Genomic DNA, 14,887 nt, shown 5'->3' on the forward strand with positions numbered 1-14,887 from the left:
CATGCACCTGTCATCTTCGCTATCGGGCCCGACCGCAGCGGGCCATTCGCTGACCGCTGTCGAAGGCCGTGGCATCACCCGGCGCTTCGCCGGGCAGGCGGTACTCGACGAACTGGACCTGGATATCGCCCCGGGAGAGTTCGTCGCCCTGCTGGGCCGCAGCGGTTCGGGCAAGACCACTTTGTTGCGCGCCCTGGCCGGCCTGGAACCCATCGACGCCGGGCGCTTGCAGGTACCGACGGCCATGGCTGCGGTGTTCCAGGAGCCACGCTTGATGCCCTGGAAGCGCGTTTGGCGCAACGTCGCCCTCGGCGTGCGGGGCGAGCAGGTGCGGCAGCGGGCCCAGGCGGCGCTGGAGGAAGTGGACCTGGCCCATCGGTTGCAGGCCTGGCCCGGCACCTTGTCCGGTGGCGAGGCCCAGCGCGTGGCCCTCGCCCGGGCCCTGGTGCGTGAGCCGCAGCTGTTGTTGCTGGACGAACCCTTTGCCGCCCTCGACGCGCTGACGCGGATCCGCATGCATCGGTTGATCATCCGCCTGTGGCAGGCCCATGCCCCGGCGGTGCTGCTGGTGACCCACGATGTCGATGAAGCCCTGCTGCTGGCCGATCGCGTGCTGGTGCTGGTCAACGGGCGTATTGCCGAACAACTGCCGATCCGCCTGCCGCGCCCGCGCCAGGCCGGCCTTCCCGGGTTCCAGCAACTGCGTGGGCGGTTGCTGCAATTACTGGGCGTCGAAACCGAGGCCGAGCCGGCCCCCCTTGTTGCCCCACCACTGAGCAGGATTGCCAGCCGATGAGCCTTTGCACCGAACCATCCATCGCCACTGCGGCGCCCCTTGAGCTGGACTCCGTAGCGTTCGCCGACCTGCTGCAGCAGTTGAGCGAGGAGTTTGCCGCCACGGCGGCCCACTATGATCGCCACAGCGAGTTTCCCCATGCCAACCTGCAACGCCTGCACCAGCATGGCTTGCTGGCCTTGACCGTACCCCGGGCCCTGGGCGGCAGCGAGGCGACCCTGGCCCAGGCGCGGCGGGTGATCGGCGCCGTGGCCCAGGGCGAACCTTCCACCGCCCTGGTGTTGGTGATGCAGTATTTGCAGCACACGCGCCTGCAGCAGAACACCGCCTGGCCCCTGCACCTGCGCCAGCAAGTGGCCCGCGAAGCGGTGCAGGACGGAGCCCTGATCAATGCGTTGCGGGTCGAGCCGGACCTGGGCACTCCCGCTCGTGGCGGCCTGCCGGCCACCCTGGCGCGGCGGGTCGAGGGCGGTTGGTCGCTCAGCGGTCGCAAGATCTACTCCACCGGCATTCCCGGGCTGACCTGGCTGGCGGTGTGGGCCCGCAGCGACGAGCCCGAGCCCCGCGTGGGCACCTGGCTGGTGCACCGTGACAGCCCGGGCATCCGCATCGAGGAAACCTGGGACCATCTGGGCATGCGTGCCACCGGCAGCCACGATGTAATCTTCGATGAGGTGTTCGTGCCCCTGGAGCGGGCGGTGGACATCCAGCTGGCCAACGTCCCGCGACCTTCGGAGCTGGACAGCAAGGGCGTGCTCTGGCTGGCGGTCTTGCTGTCGGCGATCTACGACGGGGTGGCCCGTGCCGCCCGCGACTGGTTGCTGGGCTGGCTCGCTCAACGGGCCCCGGCCAACCTCGGCGCGCCGCTGTCGAGCCTGCCGCGTTTCCAGGAACTGATCGGGCGTATCGATGCCTTGTTGCTGAACAACCGGGTACTGCTCGACGCCGCCGCCGAAGGGCGGATCGCCGCCAGCGAGGCCACCCAGGTCAAGTACCTGGTCACCAGCAACGCCATCAGTGCGGTGGAACTGGGGATCGAGGCCATCGGCAACCCGGGGCTGGCCCGGGGCAATCCCATCGAGCGCCACTATCGCGATGTGCTGTGCAGCCGCATCCATACGCCGCAGAACGACGCCATCCTCGGCGCGGTGGGGCGTGCCGCGTTCGCCTTGCCCAGCCGTGGAGCCCAGGCGTGACGCGCATCGCCAGCCAGCTCGACGCAGCCTTCAACCGGCAATTGCGCCAGTGGCTGCCCGGGATCGAGGTGCTGGACCTGCCCCGGGGTATTCCCGCCGGCTTGCCCACGGATATCCAGGTGCTGCTGGCCGCGCCCCATGCCGATTTTCGCGACGCGGCGCAGCCACCGACCGGCTGGCCCTTCGGCCTGGGTTTCGTGCAACTGGCCAGTTCCGGCCTGGATTACTTTCCCCGCTGGCTGTTCGAGCACCTGCCGGTGGCCAGTGCCCGGGGCTGCACTGCGTCCAGCATCGCCGAGTTCGTCCTGGCGGCGATCTTCGCCGCCGCCAAGGGATTGCCCCAGGTGTGGGTCGAGCGCGCCGAACATTGGCAGCAACGACCGCTGGCGGCGGTGGCCGGCAGCACCCTGGGCTTGTTCGGTTTTGGCAGCATTGCCCGGGAACTGGCGCCCAAGGCCCTGGCGCTGGGCATGCGGGTGCTGGCCCTGCGGCGTTCGCCGCAGCCTTTGCAGGTGCCCGGGGTGGAGTCGGTGAGCGACCTGGGGCAACTGTTTTCCCGCGCCGACCACCTGTTGCTGGCGGTGCCGCTGACCGAGCAGACCCGCCAGGTGGTCGACGCCGATGTGCTGGCCATGGCCAAGCCGGGGCTGCACCTGATCAATATCGCCCGGGGCGCGCTGATCGATCAGCCGGCGCTGCTCAAGGCCCTGGACAGCGGGCGCATCGGCCTGGCCAGCCTGGATGTGGCTGATCCCGAGCCGTTGCCCGAGGGGCATCCGTTCTACCGCCATCCACGGATTCACCTGTCGCCACACACCTCGGCCAACTCGCCCGGGGTCTACCTGAATATCGCCCGGCTGCTGGAGCGCAACCTCCGGCATTGGGGCGATGGTTTGCCGCTGGAAAATCCGGTGCAGATCCAGCGTGGCTACTAGCGTGCGGTGCCTAGGTCTTGCGGTAATCGCCAGGCAAGGCCCATGGCGGTTTGTGTCGCCGCTGCCAAAGGCTGCGTAGCAGACGCGGGGATCTTGAGACCGCAGAAGGTCAGGCGGGAGCAGGGTATTGATGAGCACTTCAAGGAGAGTGGATATGACCGCACATTTTCGTCCCGCGGTGTATGACTTGCCCCGCGATGGGCATACGGTTTTTCGCTGGGAGCACCCGCCGCGCCAAGCCAGCGTCGAGCTCGAGCGATTGCAACGCAAGCAGAGCCTGGCGGCGGCGTTCCGGGTCTTCGCCCGTCTGGGTTTCGACATGGGGGGGGCCGGGCATATCACGGTGCGCGACCCGGAGCACCCGGAGCATTTCTGGGTCAACCCGGTGGGGGTGTATTTCGGCCATGTACGGGTCTCCGACCTGTTGCTGGTGGACCCCGACGGCGCCATCGTCGAAGGCGAGGGCGCGTTGAACCTCGCGGCGTTCGCCATCCATGCGGCGCTGCACCAGGCCCATCCTGAGGTGGTGGCCGCCGCCCATGCCCATTCGTTGCACGGCAAGGCCTGGTCGAGCCTGGGTCGCCTGCTGGACCCGCTGACCCAGGATGCCTGCGCCTTCTATGAGCGGCACGCGCTGTTCGACAACTTCTCCGGGGTGGTGCTGGAGGCCAGCGAAGGGGCGCGGATCGCCGCCGCCTTGCACGGGCACAAGGCGCTGATCCTGCAGAACCATGGCCTGCTCACGGTGGGCGAGACCGTCGAGGCGGCGGCCTGGCGCTTCATCGCCATGGACAACGCCGCCCAGGCCCAGCTGCTGGCCGAGGCTGCCGGTACGCCACGGCCCATTCCCCATGATGTGGCCCGCCACACGGCGCGCCAGGTGGGCACCGAGTTTGGCGCCTGGTTCAGTTTCCAGCCCTACCGCGAGCGCATCCTGCGCGAAGAAGCAGATTTTCTCGATTGAGGACAGCCAGCATGCAGCGTCGTCGTTTCCTGCAACTCTCGGCCCTCGCCGGCCTGGCCGGCGCCTTGCCGCGCCTGGGGCTGGGAGCCACCACCGATTGGTCCGGGGTCACTCTGAACGTCGCGACCTACAAGGGCGCGGCCCCGAGCTTCTTTACCCAGGCGGGCATCGAACCACCCCCTTACCAGGTCAAGTACGCCGAGTTCACCGGCGGCAACCTGAGCTTCGAGGCCCTGGTCAGCGGCACCCTGGACATCTCACCGATGAGCGAGATCCCACCGATCTTCGGCATCAAGAACCAGGCCCCGGTGAAGCTGATCGCGGTGCTCACCGGCGACGTCAACAACCAGGCCTTCATCGTGCCCAAGGGCTCCACGGTGCAGTCGGTGGCCGAGCTCAAGGGCAAGCGCGTCGGCTACATCCGCTCCACCAGTTCCCATTACTTTTTACTCAAGGCGCTGAAGGAGCAGGGGCTGGGTTTTGCCGACATCGTGCCCATGGCCCTGACCCCGCAGGATGGTTTCGCCGCGTTCCAGAACGGCGCCCTGGATGCCTGGGTCAGCTTCGGCTACTTCATCCAACTGGCCGAGCTGCGTGCCGGGGCCCGGGTGCTCAAGACCGGGCAAGGCTACCTGTCGGGCAACTACGTGATCGCCGCCAACCAGCAGAGCATCGCCGACCCGCGCAAGCATGCGGCGATCACCGACTACATCCTGCGCGAGTACCGCTCCTGGCAGTGGATCGCCAGCCACCCCGAGGAGTGGGCGACCCGCAGCGCGCAGATCCTCGGTATGCCCCGGGAAGTGTTCCTGGCCCAATACCGCGCCCAGAGCGGCCCGCGCTTGCTGCAACCGGTGGACGATGCGGCGGTGAAGTCCCAGCAGGACGTGGCCGATCTGTTCTACGAGGCCGGGATGTTGCCCCAGCCGCTGGATGTTTCCGGCCTCTGGGATCGCAGCTTCCATTGGGGCTGAGGACCTGGCGTGTTTTTCCATCCGGCCCTGGAGGCCCCATGCTGCGCCGATCCTTGCTGACCCTGGCCCTGGCCAGCCCGTGGGCACTGGCCCAGGAGCCCGCCGCGGCCCTGCACCAACGCCTGACCGTACTCGACAGCCACCTCGACACCCCGATGCAACTGGCCCGGCCGGGCTGGGACATCCGCCAGCGCCATCGTTACCAGGACGACCTGTCCCAGGTCGATCTGCCACGGATGCGCGAGGGTGGCCTGGATGGCGGCTTCTGGGCGATCTTCACGCCCCAGGGGCCGCTCGACGCCGAAGGCCGGACCCAGGCCAGCGAACACGGCCTGGCGGTGTTGACCCGAATCCGCGACCTGGTGGCCGCCCATCCCCAGGACTTCGCCCTGGCCCTGCGCGCCGAGGATGTGCCGGCCATCGTCGGCCGTGGCCAGCGCGTGGTGTTCATCAGCATGGAGAACGCCGAGCCCCTGGCGGCCGATCCCCAACGGCTGCTCACCTACCATCGCCTGGGCCTGCGCATGCTGGGGCTGGTGCATTCGGCCAACAACGATTTCGCCGATTCGGCCACCGCCTTGCCGCAATGGCGGGGCCTGAGCCCGGCCGGGCGCGAGCTGGTGAGCGCGGCCAATCGCCTGGGCATCCTGCTGGATGTGTCCCATGCCTCGGACCAGGTGTTCGACCAGGTGCTGGCCCTGTCCACGGCGCCGATCATCGCCTCCCATTCCAGCAGCAGGGCCATTACCCACCATCCACGCAACCTGGATGACCAGCGCTTGCGCCAGCTGGCGGCCAAGGGCGGGGTGGTGCAGGTCAACAGTTTTCCCAGCGACCTGATCGACGCCGTCCCCAACCCCGAGCGTGCCAAGGCCCTGGGGCCGCTGTACCGTGAGTTTCGCCTGGCCGCCAGCCTCAGCCCCGAACAAGTGGCGGACCTGGCCGAGCGCATCCGCCAGGTGGAAGCCCGTTACCCGCAACCCAGGGCGACCCTCGACGACTACATGAAACACCTGCTGCATATCCTCGACGTGGTGGGGCCTGAGCATGTGGGCATCGGCGCCGACTGGGATGGCGGTGGCGGGGTCGAGGGGCTGGAGGATGTGACGCAACTGCCACGCATCAGCGAACGCCTGCTGGCGGCGGGCTACAACGAAGCCGACCTGGAGAAGATCTGGGGCGGTAATTTGCTGCGGGTGCTGGCAGCGGCCCAGGCCAAGGCAGTTGCGGATAACTGAGCCCAGGTCAGGCCAGGTGAAAGGCTTGTCTGATTCGCTGGAGCACGGCGGGCAGTTCTTCGTTCAGGCCAAGGGTTGCCGGCTCAATCGACTGTTCGGCCAGCAGCGCCAGGCACCGGCTCAATTCCTCGGCGATGGCTTGGGGCAACACTATCGATCGGGGGGCCAGCAGCACCGAAAGGCTGAGAATGTCATTGCGATGCTTGCGAATATTCCTGCTATCGACACTTTCACCGTTGCTCTGTTGCTGGGTCAGGTTCAGCCAGGCATGAGCCTTGAGTGGGATCAGGCGATCGGCCCCGATGTGGCTGATGAAGTCGGTTTGCTGTATGCCGCCCAGCAGGAAGTCGTAGTAACGGTCGTCGAGCAGGATGGCGGACAGGCTCGATACGGCTTCTTCGACGGGAAGCGGGCTCAAGGTTGCCCCCTCGGCGAGGTCGATTCCACTGGGGCTGCGTGAGAAAAGTTCGAGCTGCGCTGGAAAGCTGTCGTCTTGCGGTGTGGTGAATCGATAGAAGACCGGCCTGTCGTTACGTTGCCTGATCCGATAACCACCATGCCGCACAAAGTCCCAGAAGCTGGCGGCGAAGGAGCTGTCCAGGGCCTCGACGATCAGCACGATGTCCAGATCCCTGGTGGCCCTGAATGCCTGGCCGGCTTCCTCCATGCTCAGGTAGGCGGCTACCCCGCCGATCAGCACATAGCGATCGCTGTAGTCGGCAAAGAACTCTCGAAAGCGCTCCAGCCCCCTCACCATTGCATGTCTTCCTCCAGTTGGCCCAGGGCGATCTGGATCCGTTCATCCTTGCTCTCCTGCAGGCTCAGGAGCAGCGAGAAAGGATCGACCCAGGGCTTGGCCCACGCATAGATCGTGGGTTCGTAGGTCCAGATTTCCAGCGCGCAGACTGCTTCGTCCCGAGCGACTTCGATGATCGTCGCGTCGATGCCCTGGAGACTGGCCAAGGTTTCACTCGAGCAGGCATAGATCGGCAACCGGGGGGCGACCAACAGTGTCTGGCCTGCCAGGGCCGACTCGCCCGCGAGCAGCAAAGGTTGCCCATCGAGCTGCGGGACCGTATTCAGCCACAGGGTTCTCCTGGTCGGGGAACGCATGTGTTTCCTGGCGTTGCGCCAGAGCTGGCGGGCAGGAGTATGAATCTCGATGTGTTGCTGGCGATCTGCGCCCAGCGTGACCAGATCCAGACTCTTGAGCTCTTTCACTGCCCGCGAGATGGTCATCTTGGAGTATTTGAACGGTTGGCCCAGGGTCGCCTGGGAGAGCTGCAGGGAGGATGTGCAGTTGTTCATCAGCAGGTGAATCAGCATGGCTTGGGTCGCCGGGCTCAGGTGTTCGATCTTTTCCTGACGGGCCCGGAAGTATTCCCGCAGATCCAGGCCCAGCTCGGGAATGAACAGCTGGTTGCCTGGCACGATGAACTGCACGCCTGCTTCGATTAGCCGCTTGCGTTCATAGGAAGCCAGTGCGGGCGCCACCAGCAGCAGTGGTGCATCGGTCAGCTTGCGCAGAGCCTGCAGGTGTTTCTTGATATCGGGAAGGCTGATGGACACCTGCTGGTTTTGCATGAGCACGATACAAGCCTGCCCCAGCAGCTTCATCTCCGGGCAGGAATAGGTACTGGTCAGGTAATGGGGGAGTTTGGCGGCCTGGGACCAGGTAGCGAATGTTGGCCGGTCGCCTAGCACGGTTTCGATATAGGCGGCCAACAGCAGCAGATCTGCTTCGATTGGCTGGAAATCTTGAGTCATGACTCATCCTTGGTAACTATTTTTTTGAACGGTATCATTGTAAATGTTACTGTTCAATAATTATGTTATAGACGTAGACGAGTGGAGCCAGGCTAGTCTTTTCCACGCAGTGCACTGAGGCTATGCAGGGGTGAATATTTATGCGTGTGACGCAGTTCATAATCGCTTGAATATGAAACAAAGTAATATTTGCATATGCTTAAAATGTATTTCTCTTATTAAATAAGCGCCCCTAGGATGGCTTTACATAGACCCAAGTGACTGCACAAGTTGCCGGGCTATAACCGAACGTACTATCCATCCGCAGCAGGGAGCGCTGGCATGCCACTGACCAGAAGACAATTGATTGCCCGTATCGCCGCGGTTGGCGGCGTCCAGGCGGCAAGCGCGGTCATGGGGTTGTTCGGCATGGCGGGCAATGCCGAGGCGGTCGAGGAAAACTACGCCTCGTTGCCGGCCACACCGGTGGGCAAGGGCGCCAGGGTGGTGGTGATCGGTGCCGGGATCGGCGGTCTGGTCAGTGCCTATGAACTGCACAAGGCCGGGTTCAAGGTGACCTTGCTCGAGGCCCGCGACCGGGTCGGCGGGCGCAATTGGACGGTGCGCGGCGGCGATCGGGTGGAGTACAGCGATGGCAGCGCGCAAGTAGCACGCTTCGATCAGGGTTTCTACCTCAATGCCGGCGCCGGGCGCCTGCCCAGCCACCATCAATTGATGCTCGGCTATTGCCGCGAGCTGGGGGTGGAGCTGGAGGTGCTGGTCAACACCAGCCGCAATGCCCTGGTCCGCCCTGATTTGAACCAGCCGGCGCTGCAGATCCGCCAGGCGGTCAATGACAGTCGCGGGCATTTTTCCGCACTGCTGGCCAAGGCGGTCAACCGCCATGCCCTGGACCAGGAACTGAGCGCGGCGGATCGCGACAACCTGCTGAGTTTCCTCAAGACCTGGGGCGACCTGTCGGACAAGCTCGAGTACCTGGGCTCGGCCCGTTCCGGCTACAAGGTCTGGCCCGGGGCCGGCGACCAGTTGGCGCAGAAGAACGATCCGCTGCCCTTGCAGACCCTGCTCAACCCGGCGCTGACCACGGCGCTGATGATCGACGAATACCCGGAGTTCTCGCCCACCATGTTCCAGCCGGTGGGCGGCATGGACCGCATCCCCCAGGCCTTTGCCCGGCACTTGAAGGGGCAAACGCGGCTGCACAGCGAGGTGCGTTCGATCAGCAACCGCCAGGACAGCGTCGAGGTGACCTACCTGGACCGGCGTACCGGCCGCAGCCAGCGCCTGGTGGCCGACTATGTGATCAGCTCCTTGCCCTTGCCGCTGCTGGCCCGGGTCGAGAACAACTTCAGCGCACCGGTACGCCAGGCCATCGCCGCCGTGCAGTTCGGCTACGCCAACAAGGTGGCCTGGCAGTCGCGGCGCTTCTGGGAGAGCCAGTACCAGATCTACGGCGGGCTGTCCTTCATCAACCAGGAGGCCTCGGGGCTGTGGTATCCCAGCGGCGGCTTCAACCAGCCCGAAGGGGTGCTGGTGGCGGCCTACAACAATGGCGAGACCGCGCGCAAATTCGGCGAGAAGAGCCTGGCCCAGCAGATCGAGATCTCCCGCCAGGCAGTGGAGCTGCTGCACCCGGGCCACAGCCATGAACTGCGCAATCCGCTGGTGATCGCCTGGAGCCGGATTCCCTACAACTTCGGACCCTGGATCAGCCATGAAGTGGTCGAGCCGGACTACAGCCTGCTCAACCAGCCCCAGGGCCGGGTCTACCTGACCAGCGACGGCCTGGCCCACAGCGGCGTGGGTATCTGGCAGGAGGCCGCCGCCGGCGCCGCCCGCCGGGTGGTGCGGCAACTGTTCCAGCGGGCGCAAGGCGCATCGCTACAGCAAACGGCCTGAACCGGCCGAACATTCATAAAAACAGCGGTAACCCATGCCGGGTAGCGGACCTCCGAGGCTGGCAACCACAACCTTGGGAGCGTCTTTGCATGTCTTTGAAAAATACCGTCGTAGGGCTGGGGCTGCTGTTCGCTGCCGCCAATAGCTGGGCCGCAGGAATCCAGCGCATACCGTCCACCTATCCCAATTCGCCGATCCTGCAGGCCGTGACCCTGCCGGCCAATAGCGAGGTGACCTACCTGTCCGGCCTGCTACCGGACCCGGTGGACCCCAAGGCCGCCAAGGAGCAGATCCATGCGGTGGGCAATACCCAGGCCCAGGCGCGGGTGGTGCTGGGCAAGGTGCAGGCGATCCTCGCCAGCCAGGGCTTGGGCTTGGGCGATGTGGTGCAGCTGCGCATCTACCTGGTGGGCGATCCGGCGCTGGGCGGCAAGCTGGACTTCGATGGCCTGCAAACCGCCTTTCGCGAGTTCTTCGGGACCCAGGAGCAGCCGTTCAAGCCAGCCCGGACCACGGTGCAAGTGGCGGGGCTGGTCCTGCCCGGCGCCTTGATCGAAGTCGAAACCGTTGCCGCCCGAGCGCGCTGAGCATTCTTCGAAAGGATCTGAAGTCATGGGTATTTCCTTGCATAAAATCGCCTTGGGCGCTGCCCCCCTGGGCCTCGGCCTGCTGGGCCTGGCCCCGGCGCAACAGGTGCTGGCCGCCGACGAGACCCTGGGCACCGTGGTGGTCACCGGGGTGCGTGGCAGCCAGCAACGCACGGTCACCGACAGTCCGGCGCCGATCGACGTGATCGACAGCGAACAACTGCGCAGCATTGGCCAGAACGGCCTGAAAGAGATGCTCGGACGGCTACTGCCGTCGTTCAACGTGCCCACCATCAATGGTGGCGGCACCGCGTTCCTGGTGCGTGGGGTGAGCATGCGCGGCCTGGGAGGCGACCAGGTGCTGGTGCTGATCAACGGCAAGCGCCGGCACAACTCGGCGTTGATCAACAACGGTGCCCGGGTCGGCAATGCCTCGGTACCGGTGGACCTGGACCTGATCCCTACCGCCGCTATCGAACGTATCGAGGTGCTGCGCGATGGCGCGGCGGCCCAGTACGGTTCCGACGCCATCGCCGGGGTAATCAACATCATCCTCAAGCGCAATGCCGAGGGCCTGACCTCCGACACCAGCCTGGGCCAGTACTACGACGGCGACGGCACCACCGGCCACGAGGCCTTCAACTGGGGCAACAAGCTAGGGGACAACGGCGGGTTCATCAACCTGTCCTGGGACGCCAAGCTCCAGGAACCCTACGAGCGTTCCAGCGCTGCCAGCGGCCAGCTGTATTTCAACCAGCCCGACGGTTCGCCCGATCCCAGGGAAAGCCATCGCCAGGGCTGGGGCACCGAGTACGGCCTGGGGCGCGATCGCACCACCAGCCTGGCCTACAACGCCGAATTGCCCCTGGAGGACGACCTCAAGCTGTATTCGTTCTCCACCTTGAGCTACCGCAACAGCAACAAGGACCTGGGGCACCGCAAGCCCACCGACATCACCAGCCTGGCCGGGGTGCCCAACGCCCCGTACCCCAACGGTGGCCAGGCCCGCCGGGAAATCCGCGAGACCGACTTCCAGGTCGCCGGCGGCGCCAAGGGTCTGTTGGGCGGCTGGGACTGGGACCTGTCCAGCACCTATGGCAAGGACCGTGGGGTGCTGGACACAGCCAACAACCTGAACATTTCCAACGGCCCCTACAGCCAGCACGACTTCCACCTGGGCAACCTGGTGTTCGACCAGTGGACCAACAACCTGGATTTCTCCCGGGCCCTGGACATCGGCTGGAGCAGCCCGCTGGAAACATCCTTCGGTGTGGAATACCGCTGGGAGAAGTACGCGCTGGAGGAGGGCGAGGCCAACTCCTATAACCAGGGCGGCTACATTCCTGCCACCGGACCTTTCGCCGGCGTGGTGCCCGACCCGGGGCTGTTCTCGGTCAATGGCACCACCCCCGAGGATGCCTACAGCCTCAAGCGGCATAGCGAGGCGGCCTATATCGACCTGGGCCTGAACATCACCCCCAACTGGTACGTGGGGGCGGCGGCGCGCTACGAGAAGTACAACCTCGGAGTGGGTGATACCACCAGCGGCAAGCTCACCACCCGTTACGAGTTCCTGCCCGGCTACGCGGTGCGAGCAGCGGTGAGCAACGGCTTTCGCGCACCGTCCCTGGCCCAGAGCGTGTTCTCCACCACCAGCACCGTGACCCAGTTCGGCGCGGCCGGCACCACTACTTCGGTGCGCACCAAGCAGATGCGTCCCAACTCGCCCGAGGCCATCGCCCTGGGCGCCAAGGACCTGGAACCGGAAACCTCGCGCAACTACAGCCTGGGCTTTACCGCCGAGCCCACCGAGCGCCTGCGCTTGACCGCCGACTTCTACCTGATCGACATCGACAAGCGCATCCTCCAGACCGGCATCCTCAAGGGCCCGGCGGTGTCGCAGATCCTGGTGGAGAACGGCCTGTCGCCCAACCTCGCCGGGCAGTACTACACCAACGCCGCGGACACCCGGACCAAGGGCGTGGATGTGGTGGCCGACTACAGCCAGTCGTTCGGCGAGTACGGCACGGCCAAGTGGAGCATCGCCTACAACCACAACAAGACCACCATTCGCGACCTGGCCGACACCCCGGCGGCGCTGTCGCGGCTGGGGGCCGGTTATGTGCTGTTCGACCGCCAGCAACAGATCGACCTGACCCAGTCCACGCCCAAGGACAAGTGGATCCTGTCCACCAACTACAAGGTCGGCGACTGGACCACCAACCTGCAGCTGACCCGTTTTGGCGAATACACCGAAGGCTCGAACATCCCGGCCAACGACCGGACCTACAGCGCCAAGTGGATCACCGACCTGGACGTGGCCTACGACGTGACCCAGAACCTCACGGTGGCGGTGGGGGCCAACAACCTGTTCGATGTCTACCCGGACAAGATCGGCCTCAAGGCCTGGGCCGGCACCTACGAGTACGGGATGTTCTCGCCCTACGGCCTGGGTGGCGGCTACTACTACAGCCGCGTCAGCCTGGCGTTCTGAGTGATGGCCGAACCTACCGGCAAGTCCTGGCGCCAGCGCTTGGGCCAGGTGGTCGCGCTGTGCGGCGGCTTGCTGTTGCTTGGCGCCCAGGCCCTGGCCGAACCGACGCTGCGGGTCTCCAGCCAGAAGCAGTCGCTGAAGATCCTGCTGCAAGCGGCTGGAGAGCTGGAACAGGTGCCGTATCCCATCGAATTCGCCTCGTTCGCTGCCGCCGCGCCCACCGCCGAGGCCCTGGCCGCCGGGGCGGTGGACATCGGCAGCCTGGGAGATGCGCCGTTCGTGTTCGCCGCCGCGGCTGGGGCGCCGCTCAAGACGGTGGGGGTGATCAAGCTCAAGGTCACCCCCACGGCGGTGGCGATCGTGGTCAGGGACGACTCGCCCTTGCAGGACGCTACCAGCCTCAAGGGGCGGCGCATCACCACCACCCGGGGGTCCATCGGCCATTTCCTGGCGCTGGCGGCGCTGCGCTCGGTGGGCCTGCATGGCAGCGATGCGCAGTTCATCTTTCTCCAGCCTGCCGAGTCCCGCAGCCTCTTGAGCAACGGCCAGGTCGACGCCTGGGCGACCTGGGACCCCTACACCAGCATGGTGCAGCTGGAGGGCGGCACCCGGGTGCTGGTCAGCGGCGCGGGGTTATTCGCCGGGCATATGCTGCTGGTGGCCAACGACCAGGCGATTGCCGAAAAACCTGTGCAGATCGCCGATTTCCTGCGTCGCCTGGGGCGTGCCTATGCCTGGGCCAACCAGCATCAGGAGGCGTTCTCGCGGATCCAGGCTAGCTACAGCGGGTTGCCGGTGGAGGTGCACCTGCGTTCCAACCGTTATGCCGAACCCCGGCGTATCGCCGTGGGGCCGCCGGTGGTGGAAGACCTGCAACGCACCGCCGACCTGTATCGGGAGGAGGGCATCATCCAGAAGTCTTTCGAGGCCTCGGCCCATATCGATCGGCAGTTCAACGAAGTTGAATGAAAGATGGCGGTTTGATTAATAAAGCTCAGGAGGAAAGAGTAACTAACCAATTAAGTATGTGAGTCTTTCAAGTTAGCTATCAGTGAATTTAATACTTGTTCCGCAGCCTGTTCAAACGGCCTGTGATGGCCGGTATTTGCCTGATTTTCGATACATTTTTAAGTTTGGATATTAGAGATAAAGGGTATTTCACAAGCCTTGGGCGACTGCCTAAGGTGGCCTTGCAACAAATTATTACGTTCCATCCAGATGCACTTCATCGCTACTTCCAGGGAATAAGGGAGCTTGCATGTTCACAGTCACTACTGCCGACAAACTTGAAGCGCGGCACATTATCGATGTGGTGGAAAAACGCTCTTACGGCGTTCAGCTCAAAGGTTTCTGTCCGCCGGATACCTTGCAGGTGGCACGCGAGCACCTGTACCAGCAGGACCTGCGCAGCGCCTTCAGCCAGCAGCAGGAGTTCGTGCGCATCGGCAAGGCCTATATCGAGATCCAGGATGAGCAGAGCCGGGCCGAGTACCACGCCCTGGCGCTGCCCAACATCCGCAAGATCCGCAACCTGTTCCGCCCGCTGGCCTCGCCCATCGATGAGCTGCGCCTGCTAATGGACGAGGTCTGGCCCCAGGGTGCGCACCTTTTGCAAGTGGACGGGCAGAAGTGCTTTGTCGGTATCGCCCGTTTCCAGGGCTCGGGGGTCGATCTCACGCCCCATACCGACAAGCTCGAGCGCAATGCGCCAGAGGGCCACAGCCCGCCGTTGCTGACCCAGCTGTCCACCAACATCTACCTGGAGATTCCCGAGGACGGTGGCGAGCTGGAGATCTGGGGCATCGAGCCGGACGAGGAGGAGTACGAGCGCCTGCGCGGCGAACGGGCCTACGGCATCGAACGCCACCTGCTGCCGCCGCCGGACTTCGTGGTCAAGCCCGAGCCCGGCGACCTGATCCTGCTCAACCCGCGGCTGATCCACGCGGTGCGCCCCTCGGCCACCAGCACCCGGGTCACCCTCGGGGTCTTCATCGGTTACTACGGCGAACAACAACCTTTGGCCTACTGGAGCTGAAT

13 protein-coding genes are annotated in these 14,887 nt (G+C 65.0%); 11 read left to right on the forward strand and 2 right to left on the reverse strand.

The genetic code is table 11. The features are described from left to right. Window position 1 precedes the first annotated feature (1 nt). The 6 genes from ATY02_RS08400 to ATY02_RS08425 all read left to right on the forward strand — a co-directional run bounded on the left by ATY02_RS08400 (window position 2) and on the right by ATY02_RS08425 (window position 6,103). Window positions 2-796, forward strand: a complete 795-nt coding sequence (locus ATY02_RS08400) for an ABC transporter ATP-binding protein (protein WP_068582113.1) — start codon at window positions 2-4, stop codon at window positions 794-796. Beyond that, window positions 793-1,992 carry an acyl-CoA dehydrogenase family protein gene (locus tag ATY02_RS08405; RefSeq protein ID WP_068582115.1) on the forward strand — a complete coding sequence of 400 codons (1,200 nt, stop codon included), beginning with the start codon at window positions 793-795 and terminating at the stop codon, window positions 1,990-1,992. The genes ATY02_RS08400 and ATY02_RS08405 overlap by 4 nt, the downstream gene beginning before the upstream one ends. Then, a complete protein-coding gene (locus ATY02_RS08410; RefSeq protein ID WP_068582117.1) occupies window positions 1,989-2,927 on the forward strand; it encodes a D-isomer specific 2-hydroxyacid dehydrogenase family protein in 939 nt (312 codons plus the stop codon). The genes ATY02_RS08405 and ATY02_RS08410 overlap by 4 nt, the downstream gene beginning before the upstream one ends. Before the next feature lie 154 nt (window positions 2,928-3,081). Then, entirely contained in the window at window positions 3,082-3,891 is an 810-nt protein-coding gene (locus ATY02_RS08415) for a class II aldolase/adducin family protein (protein ID WP_068582119.1), read from the forward strand. Window positions 3,892-3,902: 11 nt separating this feature from the next. Continuing rightward, the gene (locus tag ATY02_RS08420; protein ID WP_068582128.1) at window positions 3,903-4,865 is read left to right on the forward strand and encodes an ABC transporter substrate-binding protein; all 963 of its coding nucleotides are present in this window, start codon (window positions 3,903-3,905) and stop codon (window positions 4,863-4,865) included. Window positions 4,866-4,903: 38 nt separating this feature from the next. Continuing rightward, window positions 4,904-6,103, forward strand: coding sequence for a dipeptidase (locus ATY02_RS08425; protein WP_068582137.1), 1,200 nt, complete (start codon window positions 4,904-4,906; stop codon window positions 6,101-6,103). A 7-nt stretch (window positions 6,104-6,110) separates the two neighbouring features. On the opposite strand, the gene ATY02_RS08430 is transcribed toward ATY02_RS08425, so the two are convergent. Both ATY02_RS08430 and ATY02_RS08435 read right to left on the reverse strand, forming a co-directional pair. Further along, a complete protein-coding gene (locus ATY02_RS08430) occupies window positions 6,111-6,860 on the reverse strand; it encodes a hypothetical protein (RefSeq protein WP_068582139.1) in 750 nt (249 codons plus the stop codon). After that, complete coding sequence (locus tag ATY02_RS08435; protein WP_068582141.1) at window positions 6,854-7,870, reverse strand: hypothetical protein; 1,017 nt, start codon at window positions 7,868-7,870, stop codon at window positions 6,854-6,856. The genes ATY02_RS08430 and ATY02_RS08435 overlap by 7 nt, the downstream gene beginning before the upstream one ends. 321 nt (window positions 7,871-8,191) lie before the next feature. Here ATY02_RS08435 and ATY02_RS08440 point away from each other — a divergent pair, with 321 nt between their 5' ends. The 5 genes from ATY02_RS08440 (at window position 8,192) to ATY02_RS08460 (ending at window position 14,885) form a co-directional block, all read left to right on the forward strand. Next, window positions 8,192-9,769, forward strand: coding sequence for a flavin monoamine oxidase family protein (locus ATY02_RS08440; RefSeq protein WP_068582143.1), 1,578 nt, complete (start codon window positions 8,192-8,194; stop codon window positions 9,767-9,769). An 89-nt stretch (window positions 9,770-9,858) separates the two neighbouring features. Continuing rightward, the gene (locus ATY02_RS08445; protein ID WP_068582146.1) at window positions 9,859-10,356 is read left to right on the forward strand and encodes a RidA family protein; all 498 of its coding nucleotides are present in this window, start codon (window positions 9,859-9,861) and stop codon (window positions 10,354-10,356) included. Window positions 10,357-10,381: 25 nt separating this feature from the next. After that, the gene (locus tag ATY02_RS08450) at window positions 10,382-12,850 is read left to right on the forward strand and encodes a TonB-dependent receptor plug domain-containing protein (RefSeq protein WP_068582148.1); all 2,469 of its coding nucleotides are present in this window, start codon (window positions 10,382-10,384) and stop codon (window positions 12,848-12,850) included. Window positions 12,851-12,853: 3 nt separating this feature from the next. Next, entirely contained in the window at window positions 12,854-13,819 is a 966-nt protein-coding gene (locus ATY02_RS08455) for an aliphatic sulfonate ABC transporter substrate-binding protein (RefSeq protein WP_083235912.1), read from the forward strand. Between the two features lie 289 nt (window positions 13,820-14,108). Then, window positions 14,109-14,885, forward strand: a complete 777-nt coding sequence (locus ATY02_RS08460) for a 2OG-Fe(II) oxygenase (RefSeq protein ID WP_068582150.1) — start codon at window positions 14,109-14,111, stop codon at window positions 14,883-14,885. Window positions 14,886-14,887: the final 2 nt, after the last annotated feature.

Source organism: Pseudomonas sp. BIOMIG1BAC, assembly GCF_001705995.2.
GTDB classification, from domain to species: domain Bacteria; phylum Pseudomonadota; class Gammaproteobacteria; order Pseudomonadales; family Pseudomonadaceae; genus Aquipseudomonas; species Aquipseudomonas sessilinigenes.

What these genes read in the sequence shown, in the direction of transcription:
- ATY02_RS08460 (WP_068582150.1), top strand. Translation starts at nt 14,109, where the DNA reads ATGTTCACAGTCACTACTGCCGACAAACTTGAAGCGCGGCACATTATC.
- ATY02_RS08420 (WP_068582128.1), top strand. Translation starts at nt 3,903, where the DNA reads ATGCAGCGTCGTCGTTTCCTGCAACTCTCGGCCCTCGCCGGCCTGGCC.
- ATY02_RS08430 (WP_068582139.1), bottom strand. Translation starts at nt 6,860, where the DNA reads ATGGTGAGGGGGCTGGAGCGCTTTCGAGAGTTCTTTGCCGACTACAGC.
- ATY02_RS08455 (WP_083235912.1), top strand. Translation starts at nt 12,854, where the DNA reads ATGGCCGAACCTACCGGCAAGTCCTGGCGCCAGCGCTTGGGCCAGGTG.
- ATY02_RS08440 (WP_068582143.1), top strand. Translation starts at nt 8,192, where the DNA reads ATGCCACTGACCAGAAGACAATTGATTGCCCGTATCGCCGCGGTTGGC.
- ATY02_RS08425 (WP_068582137.1), top strand. Translation starts at nt 4,904, where the DNA reads ATGCTGCGCCGATCCTTGCTGACCCTGGCCCTGGCCAGCCCGTGGGCA.
- ATY02_RS08405 (WP_068582115.1), top strand. Translation starts at nt 793, where the DNA reads ATGAGCCTTTGCACCGAACCATCCATCGCCACTGCGGCGCCCCTTGAG.
- ATY02_RS08400 (WP_068582113.1), top strand. Translation starts at nt 2, where the DNA reads ATGCACCTGTCATCTTCGCTATCGGGCCCGACCGCAGCGGGCCATTCG.
- ATY02_RS08450 (WP_068582148.1), top strand. Translation starts at nt 10,382, where the DNA reads ATGGGTATTTCCTTGCATAAAATCGCCTTGGGCGCTGCCCCCCTGGGC.
- ATY02_RS08445 (WP_068582146.1), top strand. Translation starts at nt 9,859, where the DNA reads ATGTCTTTGAAAAATACCGTCGTAGGGCTGGGGCTGCTGTTCGCTGCC.
- ATY02_RS08435 (WP_068582141.1), bottom strand. Translation starts at nt 7,870, where the DNA reads ATGACTCAAGATTTCCAGCCAATCGAAGCAGATCTGCTGCTGTTGGCC.
- ATY02_RS08415 (WP_068582119.1), top strand. Translation starts at nt 3,082, where the DNA reads ATGACCGCACATTTTCGTCCCGCGGTGTATGACTTGCCCCGCGATGGG.